Here is a 22,917-nt window from a genome sequence, read left to right on the forward strand (position 1 = left end):
GATCAGTAGTGGATCTCGGCCAGCACCGGGTAGTGGTCGGAGGGAATCGTGCCACCGTCGTAATGCACCAGCTGTACCGGGCCGACCTCGGCGCGTCGCAGCGAGCCGACGTAGTCCAGCGAATCGCGGTAGGTCGCCGGGACGGACTTCGCCGCGTCCGGGTTGGTGACGGCGTCGAAGCTGTACTCCCCCGCGCCGGCCGTCCGCAGCGTCCCGCCGAGCACGGCCTCGCCTTGCTCGGACTGGGAGCGGCCCAGGGTGTCACGGCGGCCCTGCCCGGCCCAGTACTCGATGTTGAGGTCGCCGGCGATGGCCACCGGGTCCGCGGCCGGGGCGTGTGCGGCGGCGAGGTCGCGCAGTTCGCCGAGCTGCGCCATCCGGATCTGGTGCGCCTTCGGCAGGGTGTCGGGAGCCTCGTCGGCCTGCAGGTGCGTGCCGGCCAGCCAGAGCGCCTTGCCGTGGGCGAAGATCCGGACCAGCGCCGCGCCCTTGTTGGCCAGGTAGTCGGCGGTGCCGGAGTAGGAGCTGCGGTAGACGAGCTGGTGCTTCTCGGTGATCGGGTACCTGCTCAGCACCGTGACGCCGCCGTTGACGACGATCGGCGAGTTCGAGCAGTTGCCGCTCACCGACGTCCAGCCCGGCGACGTCGAGCAGGACTGCCCGACCAGCGGCGTCTGGAACGGATAAGCGTCGACGAGCCGGTCGCGCAGGCTTTCGGCCTGGGCGCTGAAGGCCTCTTCGAGCACGACGACGTCCGCGGCCCGGGCCCGGATGACGCGCTCGGCGGCTTCGGCCCGCGCTTGTTTGTCCGACGTGTTCGGGTTGGCGATCCACGGCAGCTGCCACAGGTTGAAGCTCAGGACGGACACGCTCGCGGGCGCGGCGTGAGCGGGCGCGGTGAGGAGAGCGAGTGCGGTCGTGACGACGGCGGCGAGAATGGCGGTCCTGCGCACGCTGGGTCCTTTCCGGAGGTTCAGGAGACGACGAAGGCGCGGGAGGTCCCGCTGAGCTGGGCGATGGCGCCGGTCAGGCCGTGCTTCCACGCTCCGAAGTGGACGACGCGGAACTTCCCGACCGGCGTGTTCGCCGGGATGTCCCAGGTGACCTCGGCGCGTGACTCGGACACGAACGTCCGGGTCCAGCGGAACTTCGTGGCCCAGTCGCCGTCGTCGGCGTAGCGGACCCAGCGGCCGTCCAGGTACTGCTGGATCTCCAGGAAGGTGCCGTCGCGGCGCAGGTCGTTCTTCGGGTGGCCGGTCACGAACGCGACCGACACCTCCTCGCCGCGCCGGTAGCTGCTCTTCGCGTCGGTGACGATGTCGCCGAAGCTCTTCAGCAGCGGCGCGCTGTCGAAGACGACGCCGGGCTGGAAGTTGACCAGTTTGCCGCGCAGGTCGCGCGGGACCGGCCCGTGCGGGACCGGAGCGCCGGCCTTCATCGCGGCGGCGAGCTTGCCGAACTCCTGCTGGTAGGCGGGGAGCGTGTTGCGGCCGAAGAGGGTCGACGCGCCTTCGTACTGCTGTGAGTCGTACTCCTCCGGCGTCGTCACGTATTGGCTGTAGGCGTTGGAGTAGCCCTGCATGAGGACGTTCTCCAGCGGGACGCCGAGTTCCGCGGCGACGGTCTGCCGGATCCGCAGCCCGGCGACGATCGTGTACTCGGCGGGCCCGGCGACCAGGTGCAGCGGCCCGATCCGGACGATCTGCAGCGGCAGCACCTCGGGCGCCCACGGATACGGCTTCATCGCGCCGAACGGCACCGCGACGACCTTCGGCGCCTGCGCGTCCGCGAGGGCCTGCGGGATCGGCGCGTCGATGCCGCCGAGCCAGTCGATGAACGGGTTCTTGACGCCTTCGGGCAGCGGCAGGCCCGGCCCGTCTTCGGTGCTGCCGGCCAGCATCGAGACGCCGATGGCCGCGGTGCAAGTCCGGTGTGGACGGCCGTCCGGGGTGAACTTCGGGTCGACGTCGACGGCGGACATGTCCACGTAGGTCATCCGGTGGTCGACGCCGCCGGTCACGGACTCGTTCGCCGCGTCGAACGCGCGTTTCGCCGCCTGGAACTGGAGTTCGCCGATGCGCTGGGTGTTCTGGAACTCCGTCTCGGGCGTGCCCGGCTGGAGGTTGAGGTTCGGCGTCATGTCGCCGGAGTTGGTCTGGGCGAACGCGGCGACGAACCCGGGCGGGCCGTCGAGGTAGCGGACGCCGGCGTGGTCGTGCTCCCACGTGTAGGCGGCGTATCCCTTGTTGTCGCTGCTGATGAGGTGGTTGCCGTTGCTCATCGACGTGCCGTGCGTGGCGAACCAGGTGATCGCGCCGACGTCCTTGCCGCTTTGGCGGAACCGCAGCACGGTGACGGCCGGGTCGATCGAGAGCGGGAAGTGGCCCTTGTCCGGGTTGAGCTCGAAGGCGACGCGCGAGCGGTTCGCGCTGGCCTCGGTCAGCTCGGTGCGGCCGAGACTGAGTTCACCCGGCTTCAGGTTGTCGTGGGCGTGGCCGACGGCCTCGACGATCCCGGCGACGACGGCGTCGTAGGTCTGCTGCTGGAACCCGAGGATCGACAGGTCGTAGGCGGCGTAGTGCGAGTCGCCGCCGCACGCGGAGTGCGTGTGGGTGGCGTTGAGCAGCACGTTCTGTTCGGTGTAGGTGTTCCCGTACTTCCGTGCGAGTTCACGCAGGACGCCCTGGTGGACCGACTGGAACAACGCGCCGAGTTCGGCGGTGACGAAGACGATCCGCCTGGTCCCGTCGTCCACGATGTACGCGCGGGCCCGGGTCCGCAGGTGGATGCCGGCCGTCTGCTGCTGCGGCATCGAGTAGCCCATCATGCCGTTCTCGGCGGCGGGCCCGGTGACGTCGCCGATCCCGACGCCGACCCGGAGCGCGGTCTCGGCGGCCGCGGCGGGTCTGGCCACGGCGGCGGCGAAGGGCAGGGCAGCTGCTCCGGCCAGGACGTGACGACGACTCACCCGCATACGGTCTCCCGACTAACGTGAACGACTTTCGCGTTAGTTGCGGACCGTACGTGACCCCGGCCACCCGGGCAACCCGACAAAAGTGCCGTCAAGCCGCCCGGGCGCCGTCGATTCGCAGGTCAGCCCAGGGCTTCGGCGATCTTCTCCAGGGTCGCCGCGTCCCCGCGCAGCAGCAGCTGGGTGACCACGGTGTCCTCCCACGCCTTCAGTTCTTCGCGGATCTTCGCCGGCGGGCCGACCAGGGAGGTGTCCTCGACGAGCGACGTCGGGATCGCGGCGACGGCTTCTTCCTTGCGGCCCGCGAGGTACAGCTCCTGGACCTTGTCCGCAACGTCCTCGTAGCCCAGCCGCGCGAAGACGTCGTGGTGGAAGTTCACGCTCTTCGCGCCCATGCCGCCGATGTAGAGCGCCAGCGAAGGCTTGATCCAGCTCGCCGCCTCCTCGACGTCGTCGTGGACGATCACCGGGACCGACGCGGGCACCTCGAACGTCTCCAGTGTGCGCCGCGCGCCCGGTCGCGCGAAGCCCTCTTCGAGTGCCGCCTTGTAGAAGTCGTTGCTCTTGGGCGAAAAGAACAGCGGGAGCCAGCCGTCGCAGATCTCGGCGGCGAGGGCGACGTTCTTCGGGCCCTCCGCGGCGAGGTGGATGGGGACGTCGGCCCGCAGCGGGTGCACCGTCGGCTTGAGCGGCTTGCCCAGCCCGGCCCCGCCCTTCAGCGGGAGCTGGAAGTGCTGCCCGTCCAGCGTCACCGGCGCCTCGCGGGCCAGCACCTGCCGCACGATGTCGACGTACTCCCGGGTCCGCGCGAGGGGTTTCGGGTACGGCTGGCCGTACCAGCCTTCGACGACCTGCGGACCGGACGCGCCGAGCCCGAGCACGAACCGGCCGCCCGACAGGTGGTCCAGGGTCAGCGCGCTCATCGCCGTCGCGGTCGGCGTGCGCGCGGCCATCTGGACGATGTTGGTGCCGAGTCGGATCCGGCTCGTGGACGAGCCCCACCAGGCCAGCGGCGTGAACGCGTCCGAGCCGTAGGCCTCCGCCGTCCACACCGAGTCGAAGCCGAGCTCCTCGGCCTTGAGGACCGCCTCCAGCGCACCCGGGGTCGGCCCGCTGCCCCAGTACCCGACGTGGAATCCCAGCTTCACGAATCCTCCTAGATGTTCGGCGCGTAGTGCTCCGGTTTGCCACGCTCGGACAGCGGCGGCAGGTTCCTGGGTGGAGTCTCGACCACGGCGGCGTCCGGAGCCACCTCGCCGCGGACGCGGCGCCAGCCGGCCCGGGCCCGCGGGTGGTAGCGGCGGTCGTGCGGGACGAGCTGGAACACGGCGTTGATCAGCTTCCCCACCCGACGGTGGCGGCGCGCGTCGCGGTCGGACCAGCGCAGGCCGAGCAGGTCGCGGATCTCGCGGTCGTACAGCCCGGTCGTCAGCCAGGCGAAGGTGCGCGCGACCAGCACGCTCACCGGCCGCCAGAGCGCGTCCGGCAGCCAGGGCAGGAACGGCGGCTTCGCGATTCCGGCGAGGTCGAGGACGTCCCGGGTGGCCTTGTTGTCCTCCAGGACCTCGGTGCACATGTGCTTCCAGTAGCGCTGGAAGTCCTCCCAGCTCTCCGGCACCGGCCGCATGCTCATGTCGTACATCCGCCACCAGGTGACGTGCTCGTCGAACAGCCGCCGCTTCTCCGCCTCGCCGATGCCGCCCATGAAGTGGTCGGCGATGAGGATCGTGCTGACGAAGAACGTCGAGTGCGCCCAGTAGTAGGTGTCGGGGTCGAGCGCATGGTACCGGCGGCCGCGCGCGTCGATCCCCTTGATCCGGTCGTGGTAGCCGCGGACCTCCAGCGCGGTCCGGTGCGCGCGCGGGCCGTCGTAGACGACCCCGCCGATCGGGTAGAGCGAGCGGAAGAGGCGCTGCCAGCGCTCCTCGAAGAACCGCGAGTGCTGCTCGACGCCCGCGCCCAGGCCCGGGTGCATGTTCTGCATCGACCCGGCCCACAGCGCGATCAGCAGGCCACGCCAGTCGCCGAAGTACTTCCAGGTCAGCGAGTCGGGGCCCAGCGGCTCTGTGACATTCGGGGCTCCGCCCCGAGCCGGGGGCTTCGCCACCCGGACCCCCTCAAAGCGTTTAGGCATCGGCGGCTCCTCGTCGAGTCTCAACTGACTACGGCTGTTGTCAGGCTAGGATCTGACAACAGATGTAGTCAACCGAGGAGCGGGTATGCCGGGCCGGACCTGGGCGGGCACGACACTGGACGACCGGAAGGCGCTCCGGCGCGAGCAGCTCGTCGCCGCGGGCCTCGCGCTGCTGGGCACCGAAGGCTCGGCCGCCACCAGCGTGCGCGCGGTCTGCCGGCGCGCGAAGCTCACCGAGCGCTACTTCTACGAGAGCTTCGCCGACCGCGAGGAGCTCGTCGCGGCGGTCTACGAGCACGTCGGCGAACAGGCGCGCCAGGCCCTCGTCGACGCCGTGCGGGACGCGCCGAACCCGACGCTGCGGGCCGAGAACGCCGTGCGCGCGTTCGTCGAGCTGATCGTCGACGACCCCCGCAAGGGCCGGATCCTGCTGCTCGCCCCGCTGACCGACCCCGCGCTCACCCGGCGCGGCCTGCACCTGCTGCCGGTGTTCGCCGCCGTCGTCGGCGAACAGCTCTCCCGCGGCGACGAGACCGAACGGCAGCTGGTCGCCGTCGGGCTGGTGGGCGCGCTGAGCAACGTCTTCATCGCCTACCTCGACGGCTCGCTGAAGGTCTCGCGCGAGCGGCTCGTCGCCCACTGCGTGAAACTCGTGCTCGGCGCCGACGACCTGGCCCGCTGACGCCACCGGCCTCACCTCCGCCGGCTGACAGTCCCGCGAAGATCGGGCACACTCAACCCATGCGTACCGCTGGGCGGAACGACGGCGCGAGCGGCGACGGTCTCGTCGCGGCCCGCCTCGCCGCGCTCCTCGAGGCCTTCCGGCCGGGCGACGAGTCACTCGGCGTGTCCGAGCTGGCCCGCCGGACCGGGCTGGCGAAGACGACCGTGCACCGGCTCGTCGGCCACCTCGCCGAGACCGGTCTGCTGACGCGCGAAGACGGCGCCGTCCGACTCGGGCTGCGACTGTTCGAAATCGGCCAACTGGCTTCACCCCGCAGAGGACTCGTCGAAGCGGCCCGCCCGTACCTCGCGGATCTGCGCGAGGCGACGCGCAACACCGTCCACCTCGCGATCCTGGAAGGCACCGAAGTCGTCTACCTCGACGTCCTGCGCGGGCCGGACGCGCCGACCCTGCCGTCGCGCATCGGCGGCCGGTTTCCCGCGCACGCCACCGGCGTCGGCAAGGCGATCCTCGCGTTTTCCGCGGAATCCGTCGTGAGTCAGGTCATCGACGCCGGATTACCCCGGATGAGCCCGAAAACGATCACCGCGCCCGGGCTGCTCCGGCGCCAGCTCACCCGGATCCGCGAAGACGGGATCGCGTTGGAGCGGGAGGAATCGGGGGTCGGCGTCGTGTGCGCGGCCAGCCCGCTGCTCGACGCGCGCGGCGTCGCGGTGGCGGCCGTGTCGATTTCGGGCTGGGCCAACCGGATGCGGACCGAACGGGTTGCCCCCGCCGTCCGCACGGTCGCACTCGCGTTGACCCGGACGCTTTCCGGATCCACTCCGGACAGTCGGAAATAATCCTGCCGCACAAGGGTTTTTGATCATCAAGACGATCTCTAGGCCGTCCGGATGACGTGACCCTCCCGAGCTGGACGGGTGATCCGCAGCGGCTACGATCCGTCCAATGGCCCAGCACAGCTGGGGGACGACGTTCTCGGGCCGCTCCCCCGCGACCCTCTCCGAGCAGCCCGGCGCGCGCCCCTCGGCCGCGCACCGCCTGCTGTCCCTCGACATCGTGCTCGCGTTGCTGGCCCTGGCCGGCGGCCTGCGCGTGCTCTACCTGGCCGCGGCCGCGCCGGCTCTGCCGTCCGAAGCGGCGACCGTCGCGCACGCCTACGCGCTCGGCCACCTCACGCCCTTCACCGACGCCGGTGGCGCCGGGCTCAGCCGGTTCGGCTGGCTGCAGCTGTCCGCCTACACGATGGTCTCCGACGCGTTCGGCCGCTCGGCCACGGCGCTGGCGGCGGTCCGCGAGACGATGCTCGTGGCCGCGGTCGTCGGCACGATCCTGCTCTGGTTCCTGGCCCGCCGCCTCGGCCTGACGCGCTGGGCCGCCACCGCGGCGGTGCTGCTGGTCGCGGTGTCACCCCTGGCGCTGGGGCTGCAGCGGCTGGTCGTCGTCGAGCACCTGGCGGCCGTGTGGGCACTGGGCGCGCTCGTGCTGATCACCACCCCCGAAGCCAAGGTCCGCCACGACGTCCTGGCCGCGGTGTGCCTGCTGGCGGCCGTGCTCACCTCTCCCCTGGCGCTGTTCCTGCTGCCCGCCGCCGGCTGGCTGCTCGTGCGCCGGTCGCCGACCCGGGCCGCGCTGGTGGCCGTGCTGCTCAACCTCGGGCTGGGCGTCGCGTTCGGCCCGGCCGCCGCCGTGCTGCGGCCCCATCTCGCCGCCGCGGGGCACCCGACCGTCGCCGACTGGGTGGCCCTGGACCCGGCGTGGGCGGTGCTGTCGAGCTTCGCGCTCGTCGCCGCGCTCGCGGTCGCCGCGCTGCGGCCGTTCGCCGTGTCCGGCCTGCTGCTCGTCGGGATGCTGCTCGTCCCGGGGGTGCCCGACACGGCGGTGCTCGCGCTCCTGCTGCCGGTGACCCCGCTGCTGGTGGCCGGGGTCGCCCAGGTCCTCACCCGGCAACGCCGGGCCGCGCACCACGCCCGGGCCGGCGGCCGGACCGGGCTCGTCGTCGCCGGCACCGTCTTCGTCCTGGTGGTCGGCGTCGGCTGGGCGTACGGGTTCACCGGGCTGAAGCCGTCCCCCGACCGCAGCGGGCCGCTGACCGACGCGCAGGGATGGTTGCGGGACAACGCTTCCGGTGCCCGGCTGCTCGTCGACGACGCAGCCTGGGCCGAGTTCGCGAACGCGGGCTGGCCCACCGGCATGATGGCCGCGCCCGCCGCCTGCGCGGCCGTCTGCCCGACCGCCGAGTGGGCGGTCTTCACCGGGGACGCCACCGGCCTCCGGCAGCGCTACCCCGCCCTCGACGGCGCCTTGACCGACGCCGGGACGGTCGCGTTGTTCGGCTCCGGCGACCAGCGCGTGACGGTCTCCCGCCTCGACCTGCCGCCGGCCGACCCGGGCGCGTCGACCGAGGACTCGGCCCGGGCCCACGCCGGGGCCGCGCTGGCCGCGTCCACCCGGATCGCCCTCAGCCAGGACGCCGCCGCCGTACTGCGCGCGGGCCGCGTCGACCCCCGGCTGATCGCCACGATCGCCGCGCTGGCCGCCCTGCAGCCGGTGCGGATCACGGCGTTCCCCGAAGTACCCGGCGAAGAATCCGCCGGACAGCCCCGCCGCCGCGTGCAGTTCACCGGCGGCGAGGACGGCGTGGCCGCGTTCTACACCGGCCAGCGCGACCTGTTCCGCCCCGCATCCGTCGCCCGGACCCGCGACGGTGTGCTCGTCACCTACCCGTTGTTCGCACCCTCGGGACTGCTGGTCCCGTTCTCCTCTCCCTAGAACCCCCGAAAGGTCCCGTCATGCGCACCAGGCTCCTGCTCAGACCCGCCGGGCTGATCGCCGCGGCCCTGCTGACCGGCGCGCTGACGCCCCTGCCCGCGTCGGCCGCCGCGACCACGCCGGGTCCCGGTGTCGGCTGGATCCGGGTCGGGCACCTCTCCCCGAAGGTGCCGCCCGTGGACATCTACTTCGCGCCGTTCGGGCAGGCCGAGAAGGTAGTCATCCGCAAGGCCGGCTACGGCGCGGTCACCCCGTACTCGTCGCTCGCCCCCGGCAAGTACACCCTCTCGATGCGCGCGGCCGACGCCGCCTCGACCACCCCGCCCGCGCTGTCGGCCACCATCGACGTCGCCGAGCGCAACGCCTACTCCCTGCTGGTCTTCGCGAACGGCCCGGACGGCACGCTGCACGGCCAGCTCGTCACCGACGACCTGACCCCGCCCGGGCCGGGCCAGGGCCGGGTCCGCGTCGTCGAAGGGTCCGCGGCCATCGCGCCGGTCAGTGTCGACGGCCCGCAGGGCATGGCGATCGCCAAGGACGCGGCGTACGGCATGACGTCGAACTACGTCGAAGTCCCGCAGGGACGCTGGCCGCTGCAGCTGAGCGGCGGCTCGGTGAAGTCGACGGCCGACGTCGACGTGAAGGCCGGGACGTCCACGACCCTGCTGGTCACCGAGGACGGCGGGGCGCTCAAGGCGAACGCGATCTCCGACGGCGCGTCGCTGCCCGACCCGCCGAAGTTCGGCGTCGAGACCGGCGGTGGCGGTACGGCGCCGGTCTCGACCGGCACGCCGTTCTGGCCGGCGGCGTCGGCTGTGGCACTCCTGGCCGCGCTCGCGGCGTGGCCCGTGCTGCGGCGGCGCCGGGCGGCTCGTGCGCGCTGACCTGGGCGTAGTGCTCGTCGCGGTGCTGGTGGCCGCGGGCTGCTCGACGGCGGCTCCGGCCACCCCGCCGCCGACGGTGACGTCGTCCTCCACCCCGGCGGCCGCGGCCGGGCCGCAGCCGCTGCCGACGGCGGCCGAAGTACATCCGGTGCACTTGCGGATCCCGGCGATCGCCGTCGACGCGCCCGCGCTCGTCCCGCTCGGGCTCGGCCCCGACCACCAGCTCGAGGCGCCCGCGAAGTTCGAGGACGTCGGCTGGTACGCCGCCGGCCCGGTGCCGGGCGACCCCGGCCCCGCGGTGATCGCCGCGCACGTCGACTCGCGGGCCGGCCCGGCGCCGTTCTTCCGGCTGCGCGAGCTGAAGGGCGGCGACGAAGTGTTCGTCACCCGGTCCGACGGCCAGGAGACGCGGTTCGTCGTGGACCGCGTCCAGCGCTACCCGAAGAACGCCTTCCCCACCGACGCGGTCTACGGGCCCGCGCCGGGCAGCGCCCTGCGGCTGATCACCTGCGGCGGCAGTTTCGACGCGGCCAAACGCTCCTACCGCGACAACATCGTCGTCTACGCCTCGACCAGCTGGAGCTAGGGGCTGGCTCCGGTAGCGCCTAAAGCGCGGCGACGTTGCGTTCGGGGTGGGACGGCCGGTGCAGCGCCGGGACGCCGGCCAGCAGGCCGCGCCGGGCCAGCTCCGGCCGGACGCCGTCGCCGAACCAGTACGCCTCCTCCAGGTGCGGGTAGCCGGACAGCACGAACTCGCTGACGCCGACCGAGTGGTACTCCTCGATCAGGTCGGCGACCTCGCTGTGGCTCCCGACCAGCGCGGTGCCCGCGCCGCCGCGGACCAGGCCGACGCCGGCCCACAGGTTCGGGTGGATCTCCAGGCCGCGGACGCCACCGTCGGTGCGGCCGCCGTGCAGCGCGACCATCCGCTGCTGCCCGACGGACTCGCTGGCGGCCAGCTGCGCCTGGGCCTTCGCGACCTGCTCCGGGCTCAGCGCGTCGAGCAGCTTCTGCGCCTCCGCCCACGCCTCGGCCGACGTGTCGCGCGAGATCGTGTGCAGCCGGACGCCGAACCGGACGTCCCGGTCGCCCGCCAGCGCGCGCACCTTGGCGATCTTCTCCGCCACCTGCGCGGGCGGCTCGCCCCAGGTCAGGTAGACGTCGGCGTGCTTCGCGGCGACCGGCAGCGCGGCCGGGGACGAGCCGCCGAAGTAGATCGGCGGCACCGGGTCCGGCGCGGCCAAAGTCGTCGCACCCTCGACCTTCAGGTGCTCGCCTTCGAAGGTGAACGGCTTCCCGGACCACACGCCGCGGACGATCGTCAGGAACTCGTCGGTGCGCGCGTACCGGGCGTCGTGGTCGTGCCAGTCACCGAACCGGCGCTGCTCGACCGCGTCGCCGCCGGTGACGATGTTCAGCAGCACCCGGCCGTTCGACAGGCGCTGGAACGTGCCCGCCATCTGCGCGGCCAGCGTCGGCGAGATGACGCCCGGGCGGAAGGCGACCAGGAACTTCAGCTTGGTCGTCTCGCGGATCAGCGCTGCGGTGGAGAGCCAGGCGTCCTCGCACCACGTGCCGGTCGGCGTCAGCACGCCTTCGAAACCCTGCCGCTCGGCCGCGCGGGCCACCTGGGCGAGGTAGTCGAGATCGGGGTCGCGCTGCGCCGCCGGACCGGCGGACCGGTTGGCGTGGAAGCGTTCCACGATCGTGCGGCCGTCGCCGCTGGTGGGCAGGAACCAGTGCAGCCTGATGCTCATCCGATACTCCTAGCTGTCTCCAGGTCCGGACCGAACCGCCGGTCGGCGTACGCGGCGAAGTCCACCTTCCCCGGCAGAGTCTTGTCGTCGGTGAAGGCGTCCGCGAGCTGTTGCTCCGATTGCACGATCGAGTCGTCCAGCGGAGTCGGCAGGTCCCGGCCCGCGTCGACGGCTTTCTGCGCCACGTCGAGCTTCAGCCCGGTCTCCTTGGCCCACGCCGCCGCCCACTCCGGACGGTGCGCGTCGGCCCACTTCTGCGCCTTGACCACGCGGACCACGAAGTCCCGGATGGCCGAGTTCTTGCCGGGGTCGGCCAGCGCCGCGGTGCTCGCGGTCTGGAAGCTCAGGCCGTTGGAGGCGCCCCGGCCGTCGGCCAGCACCCGCGCCTTGGCCTCGATCTGGGCCTGCGCGGTGTAGGGGTCCCAGATCGCCCACGCGTCGATCGTGTGCTGGGTGAACGCGGCGTAGGCCTCGGCCGGCTGCAGGAACGTCACCTTGATGTCCTTGGTCGACAGTCCGGCGTTGTGCAGCGTGTTCAGCAGCTGACCGTGGGCGGAGCTGCCCTTCGCGACGCCGACCGTCTTGCCCTTCAGGGACGCGACGTCCTTCAACGGTGAGTCGTCCGGGACCAGGATCGCCTCGCGCTCGACGTTGCTCTTCGAGACGCTCACGACGGCGATCTTCGCCTTCGCGGCGGCGGCGAAGATCGGCGGCGTGTTGCCGACGCGGCCGATGTCGATCGCGCCCGCCGACGCCGCTTCGAGCAGCGGCGGGCCGGAGGTGAACGTCGACCACTCGATCTTGTACGGCAGGTTGTCGAGCCCCTTCGCGGCGGTGAGCAGCGACTTCACGCCGCCTTTCTGGTCGCCCACCTTGAGCGTCACCTTCGCCAGGTCGGCCGCGCTCACCGGCGGCGGCACGGCGGCCGGTCCGGGGTTCGCACCGGTGGCCGAGCCGCACCCGGCCACCGCCAGCGCCGCCGCGACGGCCGCGATTACCTTATACAGACGCATCTTCGGTCACTCCCAGGTCCGCCAGCACGCGGCGGCGGACGTCGATGTGGTCGGCGGGGTTGCGCGGCCGGGAGCCGCCCGGCCGGTGTTCGGCGACGATGCGGCCGCTGTCCAGGACCAGGACCCGGTCGGCGAGCAGGAGGGCCTCGTCGACGTCGTGGGTCACCAGCAGCACCCCCGGCCGGTGCCGGCGCCAGAGGTCTTCGACCAGCCGGTGCATGGCGATCCGGGTGAGCGCGTCGAGGGCGCCGAAGGGCTCGTCGAGCAGCAGCAGGTCCGGCTCGCGCACCAGGGCACGGGCCAGCGACACGCGCTGGGCCTCGCCACCGGAGAGGGTCAGCGGCCAGTCGTCGGCGTGCTCACCGAGGTGCACCTCGGCCAGCGCTTTGTCGGCCAGCGCGCGGTTGCGCGACTTCGAGACGCCGTCCTGCCGCAGGCCGAGCACGACGTTGCGCCAGACCTTCCGCCACGGCAGCAGCCGCGGCTGCTGGAAGGCGACCGAGACGGTGCCGTGGACGTCGGCCTGCCCTTCGACGGCACCATCGAGGCCCGCCAGCACCCGCAGCAGCGTCGACTTGCCGGAGCCGCTGCGGCCCAGCAGGGCGACGAACTCGCCGCGGCCGATGGTCAGGTCGAGTCCATTGAGGACGGTCCGGTCACCGAACCGCTTGGTCAGGTTCGCGACGTCCGCTACCGGGTTCGCCACCGCAGCACCTTCCGTTCCAGCAGCCGGACCAGCGCGTCGGTGACCAGGCCGAGCAGGGCGTAGAGGATGAGGCCGACGACCACGACGTCGGTGCGCAGGAACTCCCGCGCGTTGTTGATGAGGTAGCCGACACCGGCGTCGGCGTTGACGGTTTCGCCGACGATCAGCGCGAGCCACGCCAGGCCGAGCGACTGCCGCAGCCCGACGAGCGCCTGCGGGAGCGCGCCGGGCAGCACGACGTGCCAGAGCCGTTCCGCGCGGCTGAACCCGAGCGCCCGCGAGGCTTCCACGAGGTTCGGGTCCGCGCCGCGGATTCCCGAGTGGACGTTCAGGTAGAGCGGGAAGGCCACGCCGAGCGCGACCAGCACGATCTTCGTCTCCTCGCCGATGCCGAACCACAGGATGAACAGCGGGATCAGGCCGAGGAACGGCAGCGTGCGCAGCATCTGCACCGGCGGGTCGACGAGCGCTTCGCCCCAGCGCGACAGCCCGGAGACGATGCCGAGGACGACCCCGACGATCGCGCCGATGGCGAACCCCGCGCCGACGCGGCCGAGCGACACGACGAACGCGTCGCCGAGTTCGCCGCTGCGCGCCACTTCCACGCCGGCCTGCAGGACCGTCCACGGGGAACTGAGCTTGTCGGGCGGCAGCAGGCCGGTGCCGCTGGCGATCTGCCAGACGGCGACGAGCACCACCGGGCTGATCCACCGGCGCAGGTCGATCCGGCGCCGGATCTTGCGGGGTGGCCGTTCGACGGCCGGTTCGGCGCGCGCCAGCACGCCCGTGGTGGAAATCGACACGGATTTCTCCCGGGGACTTCGGTGTTCGGGCTTCAGCGCGGAATCAGGCGAGCGGACACGCCGCGCTCGCCTGCCGTCGGAGGTCGACGTGCAGGCGGGCGACGAGGAGTGCGCCGTGATGCATGGTCCCGAGCTTCGAGCCACGAACGGGTGAAGTCAATCCGTGGACACCGGCTCCCAGTCCGTGAAATCCGGTCGTATCAGTGGGTGGAACGGCGATCAGCCGCCGAACATGACCTTCCACTCGTCGAGCGAGCGCGGCCGGTAGACGAAGTTGGTGCGCTTGACGTCCGAAAGCGCGGCCGACGCTTCGGCCGAGTACTGGTGGCCCGGGTAGACGACCGGGTCGCCGGCCAGCCCGGCGAGGGCCTGCAGGCTGCGGTAGATCTCCTCGGCGTCCCCGCCGGGGAAGTCGGTGCGGCCGCAGCCTTCGAGGAACAGCGTGTCACCGGAGACGAGCTTGTCCTCGACGAGGAAGCACTGGCTGCCCGGTGTGTGCCCGGGCGTGTGCAGCAGCCGGATCGGGATGGAGCCGACCTCGAGGACGTCGTCGTGGTCGTGCGCGCGCAGGTCGGTCGCCGACACGCCGGTGACCCGCCGCACCCACTCGGTCTCGGCGCCGTTGACGTGGATCGGCACCTGCTCGACGGCGAGCAGCTCGGCGATCCCGGGCAGTGAGAAGCCCATCATCTCGCCGCCGACGTGGTCCGGGTGGTGGTGGGTGGCGAGCACCCCGGTGAGCCGCATCCCGTCCGCCGCGAGCACGTCCAGCAGATCCCGCACGGCGTAGGCCGGGTCGACGATCACCGCGTCGCCGGTCTCGCGGTCGCCGATCAGGTAGGCGAAGTTCACCATCTGCGTCGCCACCGGGTCCCCGACCGCGAAGTCGCGGCCGGCCAGGAGCTGCCGGAAGTAGAGCCGATCCGTCATGGGCCCACCCTACGGGGTCGCTCCGCGGCCCACTGGTGGACGCCGCCCCGGTGCAGGGCGGCGTGGACGCGGTCACGCAGGACGTTGGCCTCGGCATCCGAAAGCGTCGAGCCCATCGGGCGGAGTACCAGCCGTACCAGCAGGTTCTTCTGGTCTCTGCCGGCACCCAGGCGTGCCAGTGCCTGCGGTGGCAGGTCCGCGCACGGCGTCTCCCGCAGGATCTCGACCGACTCGACGACGTCCGCGTCCGGACCCAGCGCGTCGCGGACGCGGTCGCCGAGGTCTTCCGCGAGGTCGTCCGCCCCGACGGCGATCGAGAGGTCGCGGCGGACCGGCGGCAGCAGCGACACCGGGCGGTACGGCTCGAGGTCGAGCAGCTGCGCGGCGACCGCGGGTTCGACCGAGCGCAGCAGCCGGATGTCCGGGATGCCCTTGAGCAGCATCAGCATCCGGTCGAGGCCCAGTCCGAGGGCGAGCCCCGACCAGCCGTCGCCGAGCCCGGCGCGGGCCAGCACCGCGGGCGCGGCCAGTCCGCATTCGGCGACCTCCACCCAGGCGCCGTCGTGCTCGACGTCGAGCTGCGCACCGTCCACTGTGTACGGATGCCGCCGGTCGTCCAGCCGCCACCGGCGGCCCGGGAGGAGCGCGCCGAGCAGTGCGCCGACCTGTTCTTCGAGGTCGGCCCGGCCCATTGGGCGGCGCGTGATCCGCCACAGGTCGAGCTGGTGCGGCGTGCCGCTGTGCAGCCGGTCGATGCTGTCGCGCCGGTAGACGACACCCGGGCAGACGAGCAGGACGTCGCCGGCCGGGTTCGCGGCCAGCGCCCGCAACGCCGCCGGGATCAAAGCACTGGAGTGGCTGCGCAACATACGATCCGCGTCGAGGTAGCGGGTGTAGCGCGCGTCGCGGCTGACGTCGGCCGGGTCGTAGCCGAGGTTGTCGTAGTTGTCGGCGACGGTGACCACCCCGATCGCCCGGCCACCGCCGGACGGCGCTCTCTCCGGCAAGCGCGTCGACGGCGCGGTCGACGACGAGCTGGATCGCGTGCGGCCCGGCGGCCGGATCGGTCAGATCCCGGACGGCGAGGTCCCGGGTGAGCTGGGCGGGGGTGAGAGTGGTGGGCATGACGGGACCTCCGAGATGAGCGGGGCGACAAGTGACGGCTGCTCCCCTGGCCCGGACACCCGGTGAGGCCGGCACATCTCCACGCGCTCGCAACTCGCCTCGATCACCCGAAGGGCGCGACGGGACAACTGATCCGCTCAAGCAGCGCGATCAACCGTGACCACTCAGCACACCGAACGGATCAAGCCGCACTGATCATGCCGAGCCGTCAGGCGCGGCCGATCGCGGACGTGGCACCGAAACCCCACTGGCACCGGTGAAGGGCCAGGGGGCCGGTAAATCGGCGGTACTCCGCGACGACGGCCACGCACCCACGCTAACCCGCGTGTCACCCGATTTTCACTCGCCCACCCCCTCCTCGGCACGGTCCCGCGCCCCGGGTTCCACTCGCCCTTCACCATCGCCCAGCGCCGGCGGGTCAGCCGGTTTCATTCCCCGACCTCCCTCTCGTCGGCCGCTACCGTGCCCCGGGTTCCACTCGCCCGCTTCACCCTCGCTCGACGCCGCACGTCATCCGACTTTCACTCGCCCACCTCGCCATCGGCCAGCTCGCGCAGGACGTCCAGGTGCCCCACGTGCCGCGCCGTCTCCTGGATGACGTGTGCCAGCACCCACCGCACCGTGAACTCCGACCGCCGCCGCGTGCGGTCGTCGGGGCCGAGGCCGCTCAGCGCCTTCTCCACCCGGCCCCACTCCGCCTTGTACGCCGCGACCACCGACGCCGGTGTGTCGTCCTCGGTCAGGTCCCAGCTCGGATCCGGGGTGCCCGCCCACAGCGACGGCAGGTCCGCGCCGCCCGCCTCGATGGCCAGCCACCAGCGCTCGACCGCTGTCAGGTGCTTCAGGACACCCAGCGCGCTCATCCGCGGTGACGTCGGCAGCGGTGTCGCCGCGGCGGCCGCGCCGCTCAGCCCGGCGACCTTGTTCACCGCCGTGGCGCGGAGGAACTGCAGGAAGTCCAGCTGCAGGCGCAGTTCGTCCCAGGCCAGGCGAGCGGGCCAGGACCGGCACGTTTTCGAACTCGTGTTCGACATGACCGCAACCTAGCGCGAGGGTCCGACATTTTCCGGGGGCCGTGCCAGACTCGTGATCATGAGATCCGGCGAACCCCACGCACAGCGCCCCGAGCCGCGGCGGTCATAGGGTGGGCGACATGTGGTGGGGACTCCTCTGCGCCTTGGGCGCCGCGTGCGCGTACGGCGTCGCTTCGGTGATGCAGTCGGTCGCCGCGCGGGCGACCGACACCGGGGCCGACGGCGTCGACCCGAAACTGCTCGTCCGCGTGCTCGGCCAGTGGAAGTTCGTGGTCGGCCTGTCGCTGGACGTCCTCGGATTCGTCGCGCAGATCGTCGCGCTGCACGTGCTGCCGCTGTTCGTCGTGCAGGCCGCGCTCGCCGCCAGCCTCGCCGTGACCGCCGTCGCCGCGCGGTTCCTCGGCGTCCGGCTGGGCAAACGGGAGTGGGGCGCGATCGTCGTCGTGTGCGCCGGCCTCGGGCTGCTCGGCGCGGCCGCCGAAAGCGAGGGCTCGGACCCCGTCGGGCTCGGGTTCCGGCTGGTGCTGATCGGCGCGGTCGTGGTGCTGGCCGGGGCCGGGATCGTCGCCGGGAAGGCGAACCGCCGGGTGCGGACGCCGGCGCTGGGCCTGGTCGCCGGGCTGTGCTTCGGCGTCGTCGCGATCGCCGGGCGGATCATCCCCAGCCTCGCGCCGCTCGACCTGCTCACCGACCCGGCGACCTACACCGTCGCGGCGGCGGGCGGGATGGCGATGCTGTTCTACGCGACGGCGTTGCAGCGCGGCAGCGTCACGACGTCGACCGCGATGATGGTGCTCGGCGAGACGGTGTTCCCGTCACTGGTCGGGGTGCTCGCGCTCGGCGACCGCACCCGGCCCGGGTTTGCTTTGATCGCGATCGCCGGGTTCGTACTGGCCGTGGCCGCCGCGCTCGCGCTGGCCCGGTTCGGCGAACCGGCCACCGACCCCGTCGCGGCCGCGAACTGAGACGAACGCGACCGTTTCCCCGCAAGTGATTTACTTAGACTAGCCTTACCTATCCCACGACAGGACAGGGAGGCGCGGGTGAGCACGACCGGACGGGAAGTCCTCCGCCGTTCGATCGCCGGGCAACGCAGGTCGGTGGCGCTCGCGTCGCTGCTGACCGCATGCCACCAGGGCGGTGAGGCGCTGGTCCCGGTGGTGATCGGCGTCGTGATCGACCAGGCCGTCGCGGGCGGCTCGGTCTGGACCCTGCTCCTCTGGCTGGCGGTGCTGGGCGTGCTCTTCGCCGGCCTGTCGACGAGCTACCGGCTCGGTGCCCGCTCCGGCGAGCGCGCCGCCGAACGCGCCGCCCACGAACTGCGCCTCGACCTCGGCCGCCGGGTGCTGCACCCCGGCGGCGGCGCCGAAGCCGGCAACCTCGCGGGTGAACTGGTGAGCATCGGGACGTCGGACGCGAAGCGCGTCGGCCAGCTCAACGGCGTGCTGCCCTTCGGCGTCGCCGGGCTGGCCGGGCTGCTGGTCAGCGCCGTCGTGCTGCTCACCATGTCGATCCCGCTCGGCCTGCTGGTCCTGCTCGGCACGCCGCCGATGCTCTACCTCGCGCACCTCATCGGGAAGCCCCTCGAGCGCCGCAGCGAAGCCGAGCAGGAGCGGTCCGCGTTCGCGTCCGGGATCGCGACGGACCTCGTCGCCGGCCTGCGTGTGCTCAAGGGTGTCGGCGCCGAGCGCGCGGCCGTTGACCGCTACCGCCGGACCAGCCAGGACTCGCTGAAGGCGACGCTCAAGGCGGCCCGCGCCCAGGCCTGGCACAACGGCGCGCTGCTCGCGCTCACCGGCATCTTCATCGCGCTGGTCGCGCTGGTCGGCGGCAACCTCGCCGCGGCGGGCGACATCACCATCGGCGACCTGGTCGCCGCGGTCGGGCTCGCCCAGTACCTGATCACGCCGTTCTCGATCTTCTCGTGGGTCAACGGCGAACTCGCCCAGGGCCGCGCGTCGGCCGGGCGGATCGCCGACGTGCTCAACGCGCCGGCCGCGGTCGGCGAAGGCACCGCGACTCTGCCGGTCCCGGCGCCCGGGCACGTGCGGCTGTCCGCGCTGAGCCGGGGCGCGCTGCGCGACGTCGACTTCGAAGCCCGGCCTGGGGAACTGCTCGGCGTGGTCGCCACCGACCCGGCCGCCGCGACCGACCTGCTCGACTGCCTCGGCCGCGCCGCCGACCCGGCCACCGGCTCGGTGTCGATCGACTCGGTCGACCTGTCCACTGTGGACCCGAGCCGGGTCCGGGAGGTCGTGCTGGTCGCCGCGCACGACGCGGACCTGTTCGCGGGCACCGTCGCCGAGAACGTCGCACCCGGGCTCCGCGTGGCCGAGGCGATGTCCGCGGCCGCCGTCGACGAGGTGGCCAGCGCGCTGCCCGACGGCGTCGCGACCGCCGTCAGCGAACGCGGGAGATCACTGTCCGGCGGGCAACGCCAGCGCGTCGCCCTCGCGCGAGCGCTGGCCGTCGACGCGCCCGTGCTCGTGCTGCACGACCCGACGACCGCCGTCGACACCGTCACCGAGGCCCGCATCGCCGCGGGCCTGGCGCAGCTGCGGCGCGGCCGCACGACCATCCTCGTGACCACCAGCCCGGCCCTGCTCGCCGCGACCGACCGGGTCGTGCTGCTCGACGACGGGCGCATCGCCTGCCAGGGCAGTCATGCCGAGCTGGCCGGCCGGGCCGACTACCGGGCGGCGGTGCTGTCATGACCCGGGAACTCCTCCCCGTGGCCGACGGCCCGCGCATCCGCGCCGTCGTCGGCGAGCTGCTCGGCCGGGCCAAGGGCCGCGCCGCGGCCGCGTTCACCACGCTGGTCGTGGCCACCGCGATCGGCCTGCTCACCGCTCCCCTGCTCGGCCGGGTCGTCGACCTCGTCGCGTCGAAGCAGCCGGCGAGCGAGATCGTGACGCCGGTGGTCGCGCTGGTGCTCGTCGCGCTGGCGCAGGCCGTCACGACCGCGCTCGGTGTGTCGATGGTGTCCCGCCTCGGCGAGACGATCCTGGCCGAGCTGCGGGAACGCTTCGTCGAGCGGGCCCTCGGGCTGCCGCTCGAACAGCTGGAACGCGCCGGGTCCGGCGACCTCACCGCGCGCGTGACGAACGACGTCTCGGTGGTCGCGGAAGGCGTCCGGGAAGCGCTGCCCGAGCTGGGCCGTTCGGTGCTGACGGTGGTGCTCACCCTCGGCGCGCTGGCCGTGCTCGACTGGCGGTTCTTCCTGGCCGCGCTGATCGCCGTGCCGATCCAGCTGTGGACGGTGCGCTGGTACGTGCCGCGCGCGAAGCCGTTGTACGCCAGCCAGCGCGAGGCGGTCGGCGCGCAACAGCAGCAGTTGCTGGACACCATCGGCGGCGCGAAGACGGTCCGCGCGTTCAGCATGGGCGACGCGCACATCGAGCGGGTGCGCAAGCGCTCCGACAGCGCGGTCGAGCTGGCGCTGCGCGGGATCCGCCTGGTGACGCGGTTCTACGCGCGGCTCAACCTCGCCGAGTTCGTCGGGCTGTCGGCGATCCTGGCGATGGGGTTCCTGCTGGTCGGGGCGGACGCGGTCACGGTCGGCGTCGCGACGGCCGCGGCTCTGTACTTCCACAGCCTGTTCGGGCCGATCACCACCGCCCTGGCCCTGGTCGACGACGCGCAGGCGGCCGCGGCCAGCCTCGCGCGCCTGATCGGCGTCGCCGACCTGCCGCCCGAGGCCCGGCCCGCGCGGCCGGCGCGCCCGGTCGACGCGTCGGTGAAGACGTCGGACATCGGATACTCCTATGTGGACGGTCATCCGGTGCTGCGGGGGATCGACCTGGACGTCGCGCCCGGCGAGCGGGTGGCGCTGGTCGGCGCGAGCGGCGCCGGGAAGACGACGCTGGCCAAGCTGATCGCCGGCATCCACCGGCCGGGCTCCGGCTCGGTCACGCTCGGCGGTGTCGCCCTGGACGAGCTGGGCCCGGAGGCCACGCGCCGCACGGTGGCCTTGATCAGCCAGGAGGTCCACGTCTTCGCCGGGCCGCTGGCCGAGGACCTGCGCCTGGCGCGGCCGTCGGCGTCCGACGACGACCTGCGGACCGCGCTGACCAAGGTCGGGGCGCTGTCCTGGGCGGAAGCGCTGCCGGAGGGCCTCGCGACGGTCGTCGGCGAAGGCGGCCACCAGCTGACGGTGACGCAGGCCCAGCAGCTCGCCCTGGTCCGCCTGGTGCTGGCCGACCCGCCGATCGCGATCCTCGACGAGGCCACGGCGGAGGCGGGCAGCGCGGGCTCCCGCGTCCTGGAGTCGGCGGCCGCGGCGGCCCTCGAAGGCCGTACCGCGCTGGTCGTCGCCCACCGCCTGACTCAGGCGGCGGCGTCCGACCGGATCGTGGTCCTGGACGCGGGCGCGGTCGTCGAGTCGGGCACCCACGACGAGCTGGTCGCCGCGGACGGCCAGTACGCCAAGCTCTGGGCGGCCTGGTCCGGCCAGCGCGCCTGACGACGCCCGTCAGGCGGTTGTCAGGCGGTTGTCACGGCGGCTTCGGTCAGCGCGTCCAGGACAGCGGCGACGGCCGGCGGGTCGGGCGGGTCGCCGTAGGTCGCGGCGTGGATCCGGCGGCGGAACCCGGTGAGCTCGGTCGTGTGGACGTCCGCCCGGCGGTGCGCCCGCAGCGCGAGGCCAGGCAGGATGGCGACCCCGATCCCGGCGGCGACCAGGGACTGCACGACGACCATGTCGTCGCTGAACGAGCCGATCCGCGGGGTGAAGTCCTCCCGGCGGCACACGGCGTCCAGCTCGGCTCGGCACTGGTCACACCCGCCGATCCAGGCGGAGTCGCGGTGGTTCGCGAGACTGTCGCCGGGGTGGCGGCTGACGAGGTGGATCGTGTCGTCAGCGAGGTGCCGGAGCCGGAAACCCTCCTCCGGCACCGGAACGTCGCCGTGGCCGAAGACGAGGGCGACGTCGATCTCGCCGTGCCTCAGCAGTTGCCGCGCCTCGACCGGGTGCCGGTCGAAGAGGCTCAGCTCGAGTCCCGGGTGGGCCCGGGCCAGCAAGCCGGCCGCCGCCGGCACGATGGTGCCGAGCGCGGAGGCGTTGGCGGCCAGACGGACCTTTCCGGCCTGCAGCCCGGCCTGGGCGGCCAGCTCGGTGGTCGCCGCCTCGACCCGTCCGACGATCTCAGCGGCCCGGTCGGCCAGCAGCCGCCCTTCCGGTGTCAGCCGGATTCCCCGGCCGACCCGCTGGACGAGCTTGACGCCGGTGGTCACCTCCAGCCGGGCCAGGTGGTGGCTCACCGATGGCTGCGAATAGTGCAGCTCACGCGCGGCTTCGGTGACCGATTCGTGCCGGGCCACCGCGGCCAGGACCCTGAGGTGGACCAGGTTGAGCATTCATCAAGAATATCAATGAGTCCAGTCCCATTTTGGCATTGGACGTCATGCGTCCGCTCGCCCATGCTGGTGTTCACGCAACGGAAGAGAGAGCGATGACCACAGCGGACGGCACGGTGACGTGCGACCTCACGATCTCGGTCGACGGGTTCGCGGCCGGGCTCAACCAGACCGAGGAGCGCCCGTTCGGCGACGACGGCGGCGACGGCTGGGGCGACAAGCTGCACGCCTGGTTCTCCGAAGGTCCCGAAGCGCACCCGGCCGAGTTCGCCAGGATGCTGACGGCGAAGGCGTTCATCATGGGGCGCAACATGTTCGGCCCGGTGCGCGGCGAGTGGGACCGGCCGTGGCAGGGCTGGTGGGGTGACGACCCGCCGTACCACGGCCCGGTCTTCGTGCTCACGCACCACCCGCGCGATCCACAGCCGATGGCGGGCGGGACCACTTTCCACTTCGTCACCGACGGCATCGATGCCGCGTTCGAGCGCGCCCGCGAAGCGGCCGGGGACGGGAGCATCTCCATCCACGGTGGCGCGACCACCGTCAACCAATACCTCGCCGCGGGCCTGATCGACGAGCTGAGGATCCACGTCGCGCCGTTCACGCTCGGCGCCGGCACCCGGCTGTTCGACGGCGTCCCGCCGCTGAACCTCGAGCAGGTGGAAGTGCGCGCGGCGGGCTCCGTCACGCACCTGACCTACCGCGTGCTGCGCTGACAGGAAGACGACACGCCGGGAGCCCAGCGGCT

General features: G+C 72.6%; 22 protein-coding genes. 10 read left to right on the forward strand and 12 right to left on the reverse strand.

The window, feature by feature from the left end; translation table 11 throughout:
* Positions 1 to 2: 2 nt before the first annotated feature.
* The 4 genes from OHS18_RS07130 to OHS18_RS07145 all read right to left on the reverse strand — a co-directional run bounded on the left by OHS18_RS07130 (position 3) and on the right by OHS18_RS07145 (position 5,105).
* Positions 3 to 953 carry a sphingomyelin phosphodiesterase gene (locus OHS18_RS07130; RefSeq protein WP_328454799.1) on the reverse strand — a complete coding sequence of 317 codons (951 nt, stop codon included), beginning with the start codon at positions 951 to 953 and terminating at the stop codon, positions 3 to 5.
* A 20-nt stretch (positions 954 to 973) separates the two neighbouring features.
* The gene (locus tag OHS18_RS07135) at positions 974 to 2,974 is read right to left on the reverse strand and encodes a neutral/alkaline ceramidase (RefSeq protein WP_328616381.1); all 2,001 of its coding nucleotides are present in this window, start codon (positions 2,972 to 2,974) and stop codon (positions 974 to 976) included.
* 119 nt (positions 2,975 to 3,093) lie between these two features.
* The gene (locus OHS18_RS07140; protein WP_328616382.1) at positions 3,094 to 4,119 is read right to left on the reverse strand and encodes an LLM class F420-dependent oxidoreductase; all 1,026 of its coding nucleotides are present in this window, start codon (positions 4,117 to 4,119) and stop codon (positions 3,094 to 3,096) included.
* Positions 4,120 to 4,127: 8 nt separating this feature from the next.
* Positions 4,128 to 5,105 (reverse strand): oxygenase MpaB family protein, encoded by a 978-nt coding sequence (locus OHS18_RS07145; protein ID WP_328616383.1) that lies wholly within the window; start codon positions 5,103 to 5,105, stop codon positions 4,128 to 4,130.
* A gap of 85 nt (positions 5,106 to 5,190) precedes the next feature.
* Between OHS18_RS07145 and OHS18_RS07150 the strand changes: the two genes are divergently transcribed.
* From OHS18_RS07150 to OHS18_RS07170, 5 genes are all read left to right on the forward strand, one after another.
* Positions 5,191 to 5,787: a TetR/AcrR family transcriptional regulator gene (locus OHS18_RS07150; protein WP_328616384.1), complete on the forward strand. Its 597-nt coding sequence runs from the start codon at positions 5,191 to 5,193 to the stop codon at positions 5,785 to 5,787.
* Positions 5,788 to 5,846: 59 nt separating this feature from the next.
* Positions 5,847 to 6,632, forward strand: a complete 786-nt coding sequence (locus OHS18_RS07155; protein ID WP_328454789.1) for an IclR family transcriptional regulator — start codon at positions 5,847 to 5,849, stop codon at positions 6,630 to 6,632.
* A 106-nt stretch (positions 6,633 to 6,738) separates the two neighbouring features.
* Positions 6,739 to 8,562: a glycosyl transferase gene (locus OHS18_RS07160; RefSeq protein WP_328616385.1), complete on the forward strand. Its 1,824-nt coding sequence runs from the start codon at positions 6,739 to 6,741 to the stop codon at positions 8,560 to 8,562.
* A 20-nt stretch (positions 8,563 to 8,582) separates the two neighbouring features.
* The gene (locus OHS18_RS07165; RefSeq protein ID WP_328454785.1) at positions 8,583 to 9,446 is read left to right on the forward strand and encodes a DUF4397 domain-containing protein; all 864 of its coding nucleotides are present in this window, start codon (positions 8,583 to 8,585) and stop codon (positions 9,444 to 9,446) included.
* A 76-nt stretch (positions 9,447 to 9,522) separates the two neighbouring features.
* On the forward strand, positions 9,523 to 10,032 hold the full coding sequence (locus tag OHS18_RS07170) for a class F sortase (RefSeq protein WP_328618489.1): 510 nt from the start codon (positions 9,523 to 9,525) through the stop codon (positions 10,030 to 10,032).
* A 19-nt stretch (positions 10,033 to 10,051) separates the two neighbouring features.
* Here the strand turns inward: OHS18_RS07170 and OHS18_RS07175 are convergent, their stop codons facing one another.
* The 6 genes from OHS18_RS07175 to srmL all read right to left on the reverse strand — a co-directional run bounded on the left by OHS18_RS07175 (position 10,052) and on the right by srmL (position 15,620).
* Positions 10,052 to 11,203, reverse strand: a complete 1,152-nt coding sequence (locus OHS18_RS07175; RefSeq protein ID WP_328454781.1) for an LLM class flavin-dependent oxidoreductase — start codon at positions 11,201 to 11,203, stop codon at positions 10,052 to 10,054.
* Positions 11,200 to 12,216: an ABC transporter substrate-binding protein gene (locus OHS18_RS07180; protein WP_328616386.1), complete on the reverse strand. Its 1,017-nt coding sequence runs from the start codon at positions 12,214 to 12,216 to the stop codon at positions 11,200 to 11,202. The genes OHS18_RS07175 and OHS18_RS07180 overlap by 4 nt, the downstream gene beginning before the upstream one ends.
* Positions 12,203 to 12,922 carry an ABC transporter ATP-binding protein gene (locus tag OHS18_RS07185; protein ID WP_328616387.1) on the reverse strand — a complete coding sequence of 240 codons (720 nt, stop codon included), beginning with the start codon at positions 12,920 to 12,922 and terminating at the stop codon, positions 12,203 to 12,205. The genes OHS18_RS07180 and OHS18_RS07185 overlap by 14 nt, the downstream gene beginning before the upstream one ends.
* The gene (locus tag OHS18_RS07190) at positions 12,907 to 13,725 is read right to left on the reverse strand and encodes an ABC transporter permease (RefSeq protein WP_328616388.1); all 819 of its coding nucleotides are present in this window, start codon (positions 13,723 to 13,725) and stop codon (positions 12,907 to 12,909) included. Before OHS18_RS07190 ends, OHS18_RS07185 begins: the two co-directional genes overlap by 16 nt.
* 219 nt (positions 13,726 to 13,944) lie before the next feature.
* On the reverse strand, positions 13,945 to 14,655 hold the full coding sequence (locus tag OHS18_RS07195; RefSeq protein WP_328616389.1) for an MBL fold metallo-hydrolase: 711 nt from the start codon (positions 14,653 to 14,655) through the stop codon (positions 13,945 to 13,947).
* Positions 14,652 to 15,620 (reverse strand): PheS-related mystery ligase SrmL, encoded by a 969-nt coding sequence (srmL, locus tag OHS18_RS07200; RefSeq protein WP_328616390.1) that lies wholly within the window; start codon positions 15,618 to 15,620, stop codon positions 14,652 to 14,654. Before srmL ends, OHS18_RS07195 begins: the two co-directional genes overlap by 4 nt.
* Between srmL and OHS18_RS07205 the strand changes: the two genes are divergently transcribed.
* The gene (locus OHS18_RS07205; RefSeq protein ID WP_328616391.1) at positions 15,613 to 15,846 is read left to right on the forward strand and encodes a hypothetical protein; all 234 of its coding nucleotides are present in this window, start codon (positions 15,613 to 15,615) and stop codon (positions 15,844 to 15,846) included. The genes srmL and OHS18_RS07205 overlap by 8 nt on opposite strands.
* A gap of 455 nt (positions 15,847 to 16,301) precedes the next feature.
* Here OHS18_RS07205 and OHS18_RS07210 read toward each other — a convergent pair whose 3' ends face one another.
* Positions 16,302 to 16,814, reverse strand: a complete 513-nt coding sequence (locus OHS18_RS07210) for a DinB family protein (RefSeq protein ID WP_328616392.1) — start codon at positions 16,812 to 16,814, stop codon at positions 16,302 to 16,304.
* 119 nt (positions 16,815 to 16,933) lie between these two features.
* Between OHS18_RS07210 and OHS18_RS07215 the strand changes: the two genes are divergently transcribed.
* The 3 genes from OHS18_RS07215 to OHS18_RS07225 all read left to right on the forward strand — a co-directional run bounded on the left by OHS18_RS07215 (position 16,934) and on the right by OHS18_RS07225 (position 21,276).
* Positions 16,934 to 17,779, forward strand: a complete 846-nt coding sequence (locus OHS18_RS07215; RefSeq protein WP_328454768.1) for a hypothetical protein — start codon at positions 16,934 to 16,936, stop codon at positions 17,777 to 17,779.
* Between the two features lie 78 nt (positions 17,780 to 17,857).
* Positions 17,858 to 19,528 carry an ABC transporter ATP-binding protein gene (locus tag OHS18_RS07220; RefSeq protein WP_328454766.1) on the forward strand — a complete coding sequence of 557 codons (1,671 nt, stop codon included), beginning with the start codon at positions 17,858 to 17,860 and terminating at the stop codon, positions 19,526 to 19,528.
* A complete protein-coding gene (locus tag OHS18_RS07225; protein ID WP_328616393.1) occupies positions 19,525 to 21,276 on the forward strand; it encodes an ABC transporter ATP-binding protein in 1,752 nt (583 codons plus the stop codon). Before OHS18_RS07220 ends, OHS18_RS07225 begins: the two co-directional genes overlap by 4 nt.
* Positions 21,277 to 21,296: 20 nt before the next feature.
* On the opposite strand, the gene OHS18_RS07230 is transcribed toward OHS18_RS07225, so the two are convergent.
* Positions 21,297 to 22,169: a LysR family transcriptional regulator gene (locus OHS18_RS07230; protein WP_328616394.1), complete on the reverse strand. Its 873-nt coding sequence runs from the start codon at positions 22,167 to 22,169 to the stop codon at positions 21,297 to 21,299.
* 95 nt (positions 22,170 to 22,264) lie between these two features.
* On the opposite strand from OHS18_RS07230, the gene OHS18_RS07235 reads away from it, so the two are divergent.
* A complete protein-coding gene (locus tag OHS18_RS07235) occupies positions 22,265 to 22,885 on the forward strand; it encodes a dihydrofolate reductase family protein (RefSeq protein ID WP_328454760.1) in 621 nt (206 codons plus the stop codon).
* The last annotated feature ends 32 nt before the right edge of the window (positions 22,886 to 22,917 follow it).

Origin of the sequence: Amycolatopsis sp. NBC_00355 (genome assembly GCF_036104975.1) — a bacterium.
Classification (GTDB): Bacteria; Actinomycetota; Actinomycetes; order Mycobacteriales; family Pseudonocardiaceae; genus Amycolatopsis.

Bases quoted from the DNA above. Each gene is read 5' to 3' on its own strand.
- OHS18_RS07135 (WP_328616381.1), bottom strand. From the start codon at position 2,974: ATGCGGGTGAGTCGTCGTCACGTCCTGGCCGGAGCAGCTGCCCTGCCC.
- OHS18_RS07145 (WP_328616383.1), bottom strand. From the start codon at position 5,105: ATGCCTAAACGCTTTGAGGGGGTCCGGGTGGCGAAGCCCCCGGCTCGG.
- OHS18_RS07150 (WP_328616384.1), top strand. From the start codon at position 5,191: ATGCCGGGCCGGACCTGGGCGGGCACGACACTGGACGACCGGAAGGCG.
- OHS18_RS07155 (WP_328454789.1), top strand. From the start codon at position 5,847: ATGCGTACCGCTGGGCGGAACGACGGCGCGAGCGGCGACGGTCTCGTC.
- OHS18_RS07160 (WP_328616385.1), top strand. From the start codon at position 6,739: ATGGCCCAGCACAGCTGGGGGACGACGTTCTCGGGCCGCTCCCCCGCG.
- OHS18_RS07165 (WP_328454785.1), top strand. From the start codon at position 8,583: ATGCGCACCAGGCTCCTGCTCAGACCCGCCGGGCTGATCGCCGCGGCC.
- OHS18_RS07175 (WP_328454781.1), bottom strand. From the start codon at position 11,203: ATGAGCATCAGGCTGCACTGGTTCCTGCCCACCAGCGGCGACGGCCGC.
- OHS18_RS07180 (WP_328616386.1), bottom strand. From the start codon at position 12,216: ATGCGTCTGTATAAGGTAATCGCGGCCGTCGCGGCGGCGCTGGCGGTG.
- OHS18_RS07195 (WP_328616389.1), bottom strand. From the start codon at position 14,655: ATGACGGATCGGCTCTACTTCCGGCAGCTCCTGGCCGGCCGCGACTTC.
- OHS18_RS07210 (WP_328616392.1), bottom strand. From the start codon at position 16,814: ATGTCGAACACGAGTTCGAAAACGTGCCGGTCCTGGCCCGCTCGCCTG.
- OHS18_RS07215 (WP_328454768.1), top strand. From the start codon at position 16,934: ATGTGGTGGGGACTCCTCTGCGCCTTGGGCGCCGCGTGCGCGTACGGC.
- OHS18_RS07225 (WP_328616393.1), top strand. From the start codon at position 19,525: ATGACCCGGGAACTCCTCCCCGTGGCCGACGGCCCGCGCATCCGCGCC.
- OHS18_RS07230 (WP_328616394.1), bottom strand. From the start codon at position 22,169: ATGCTCAACCTGGTCCACCTCAGGGTCCTGGCCGCGGTGGCCCGGCAC.
- OHS18_RS07235 (WP_328454760.1), top strand. From the start codon at position 22,265: ATGACCACAGCGGACGGCACGGTGACGTGCGACCTCACGATCTCGGTC.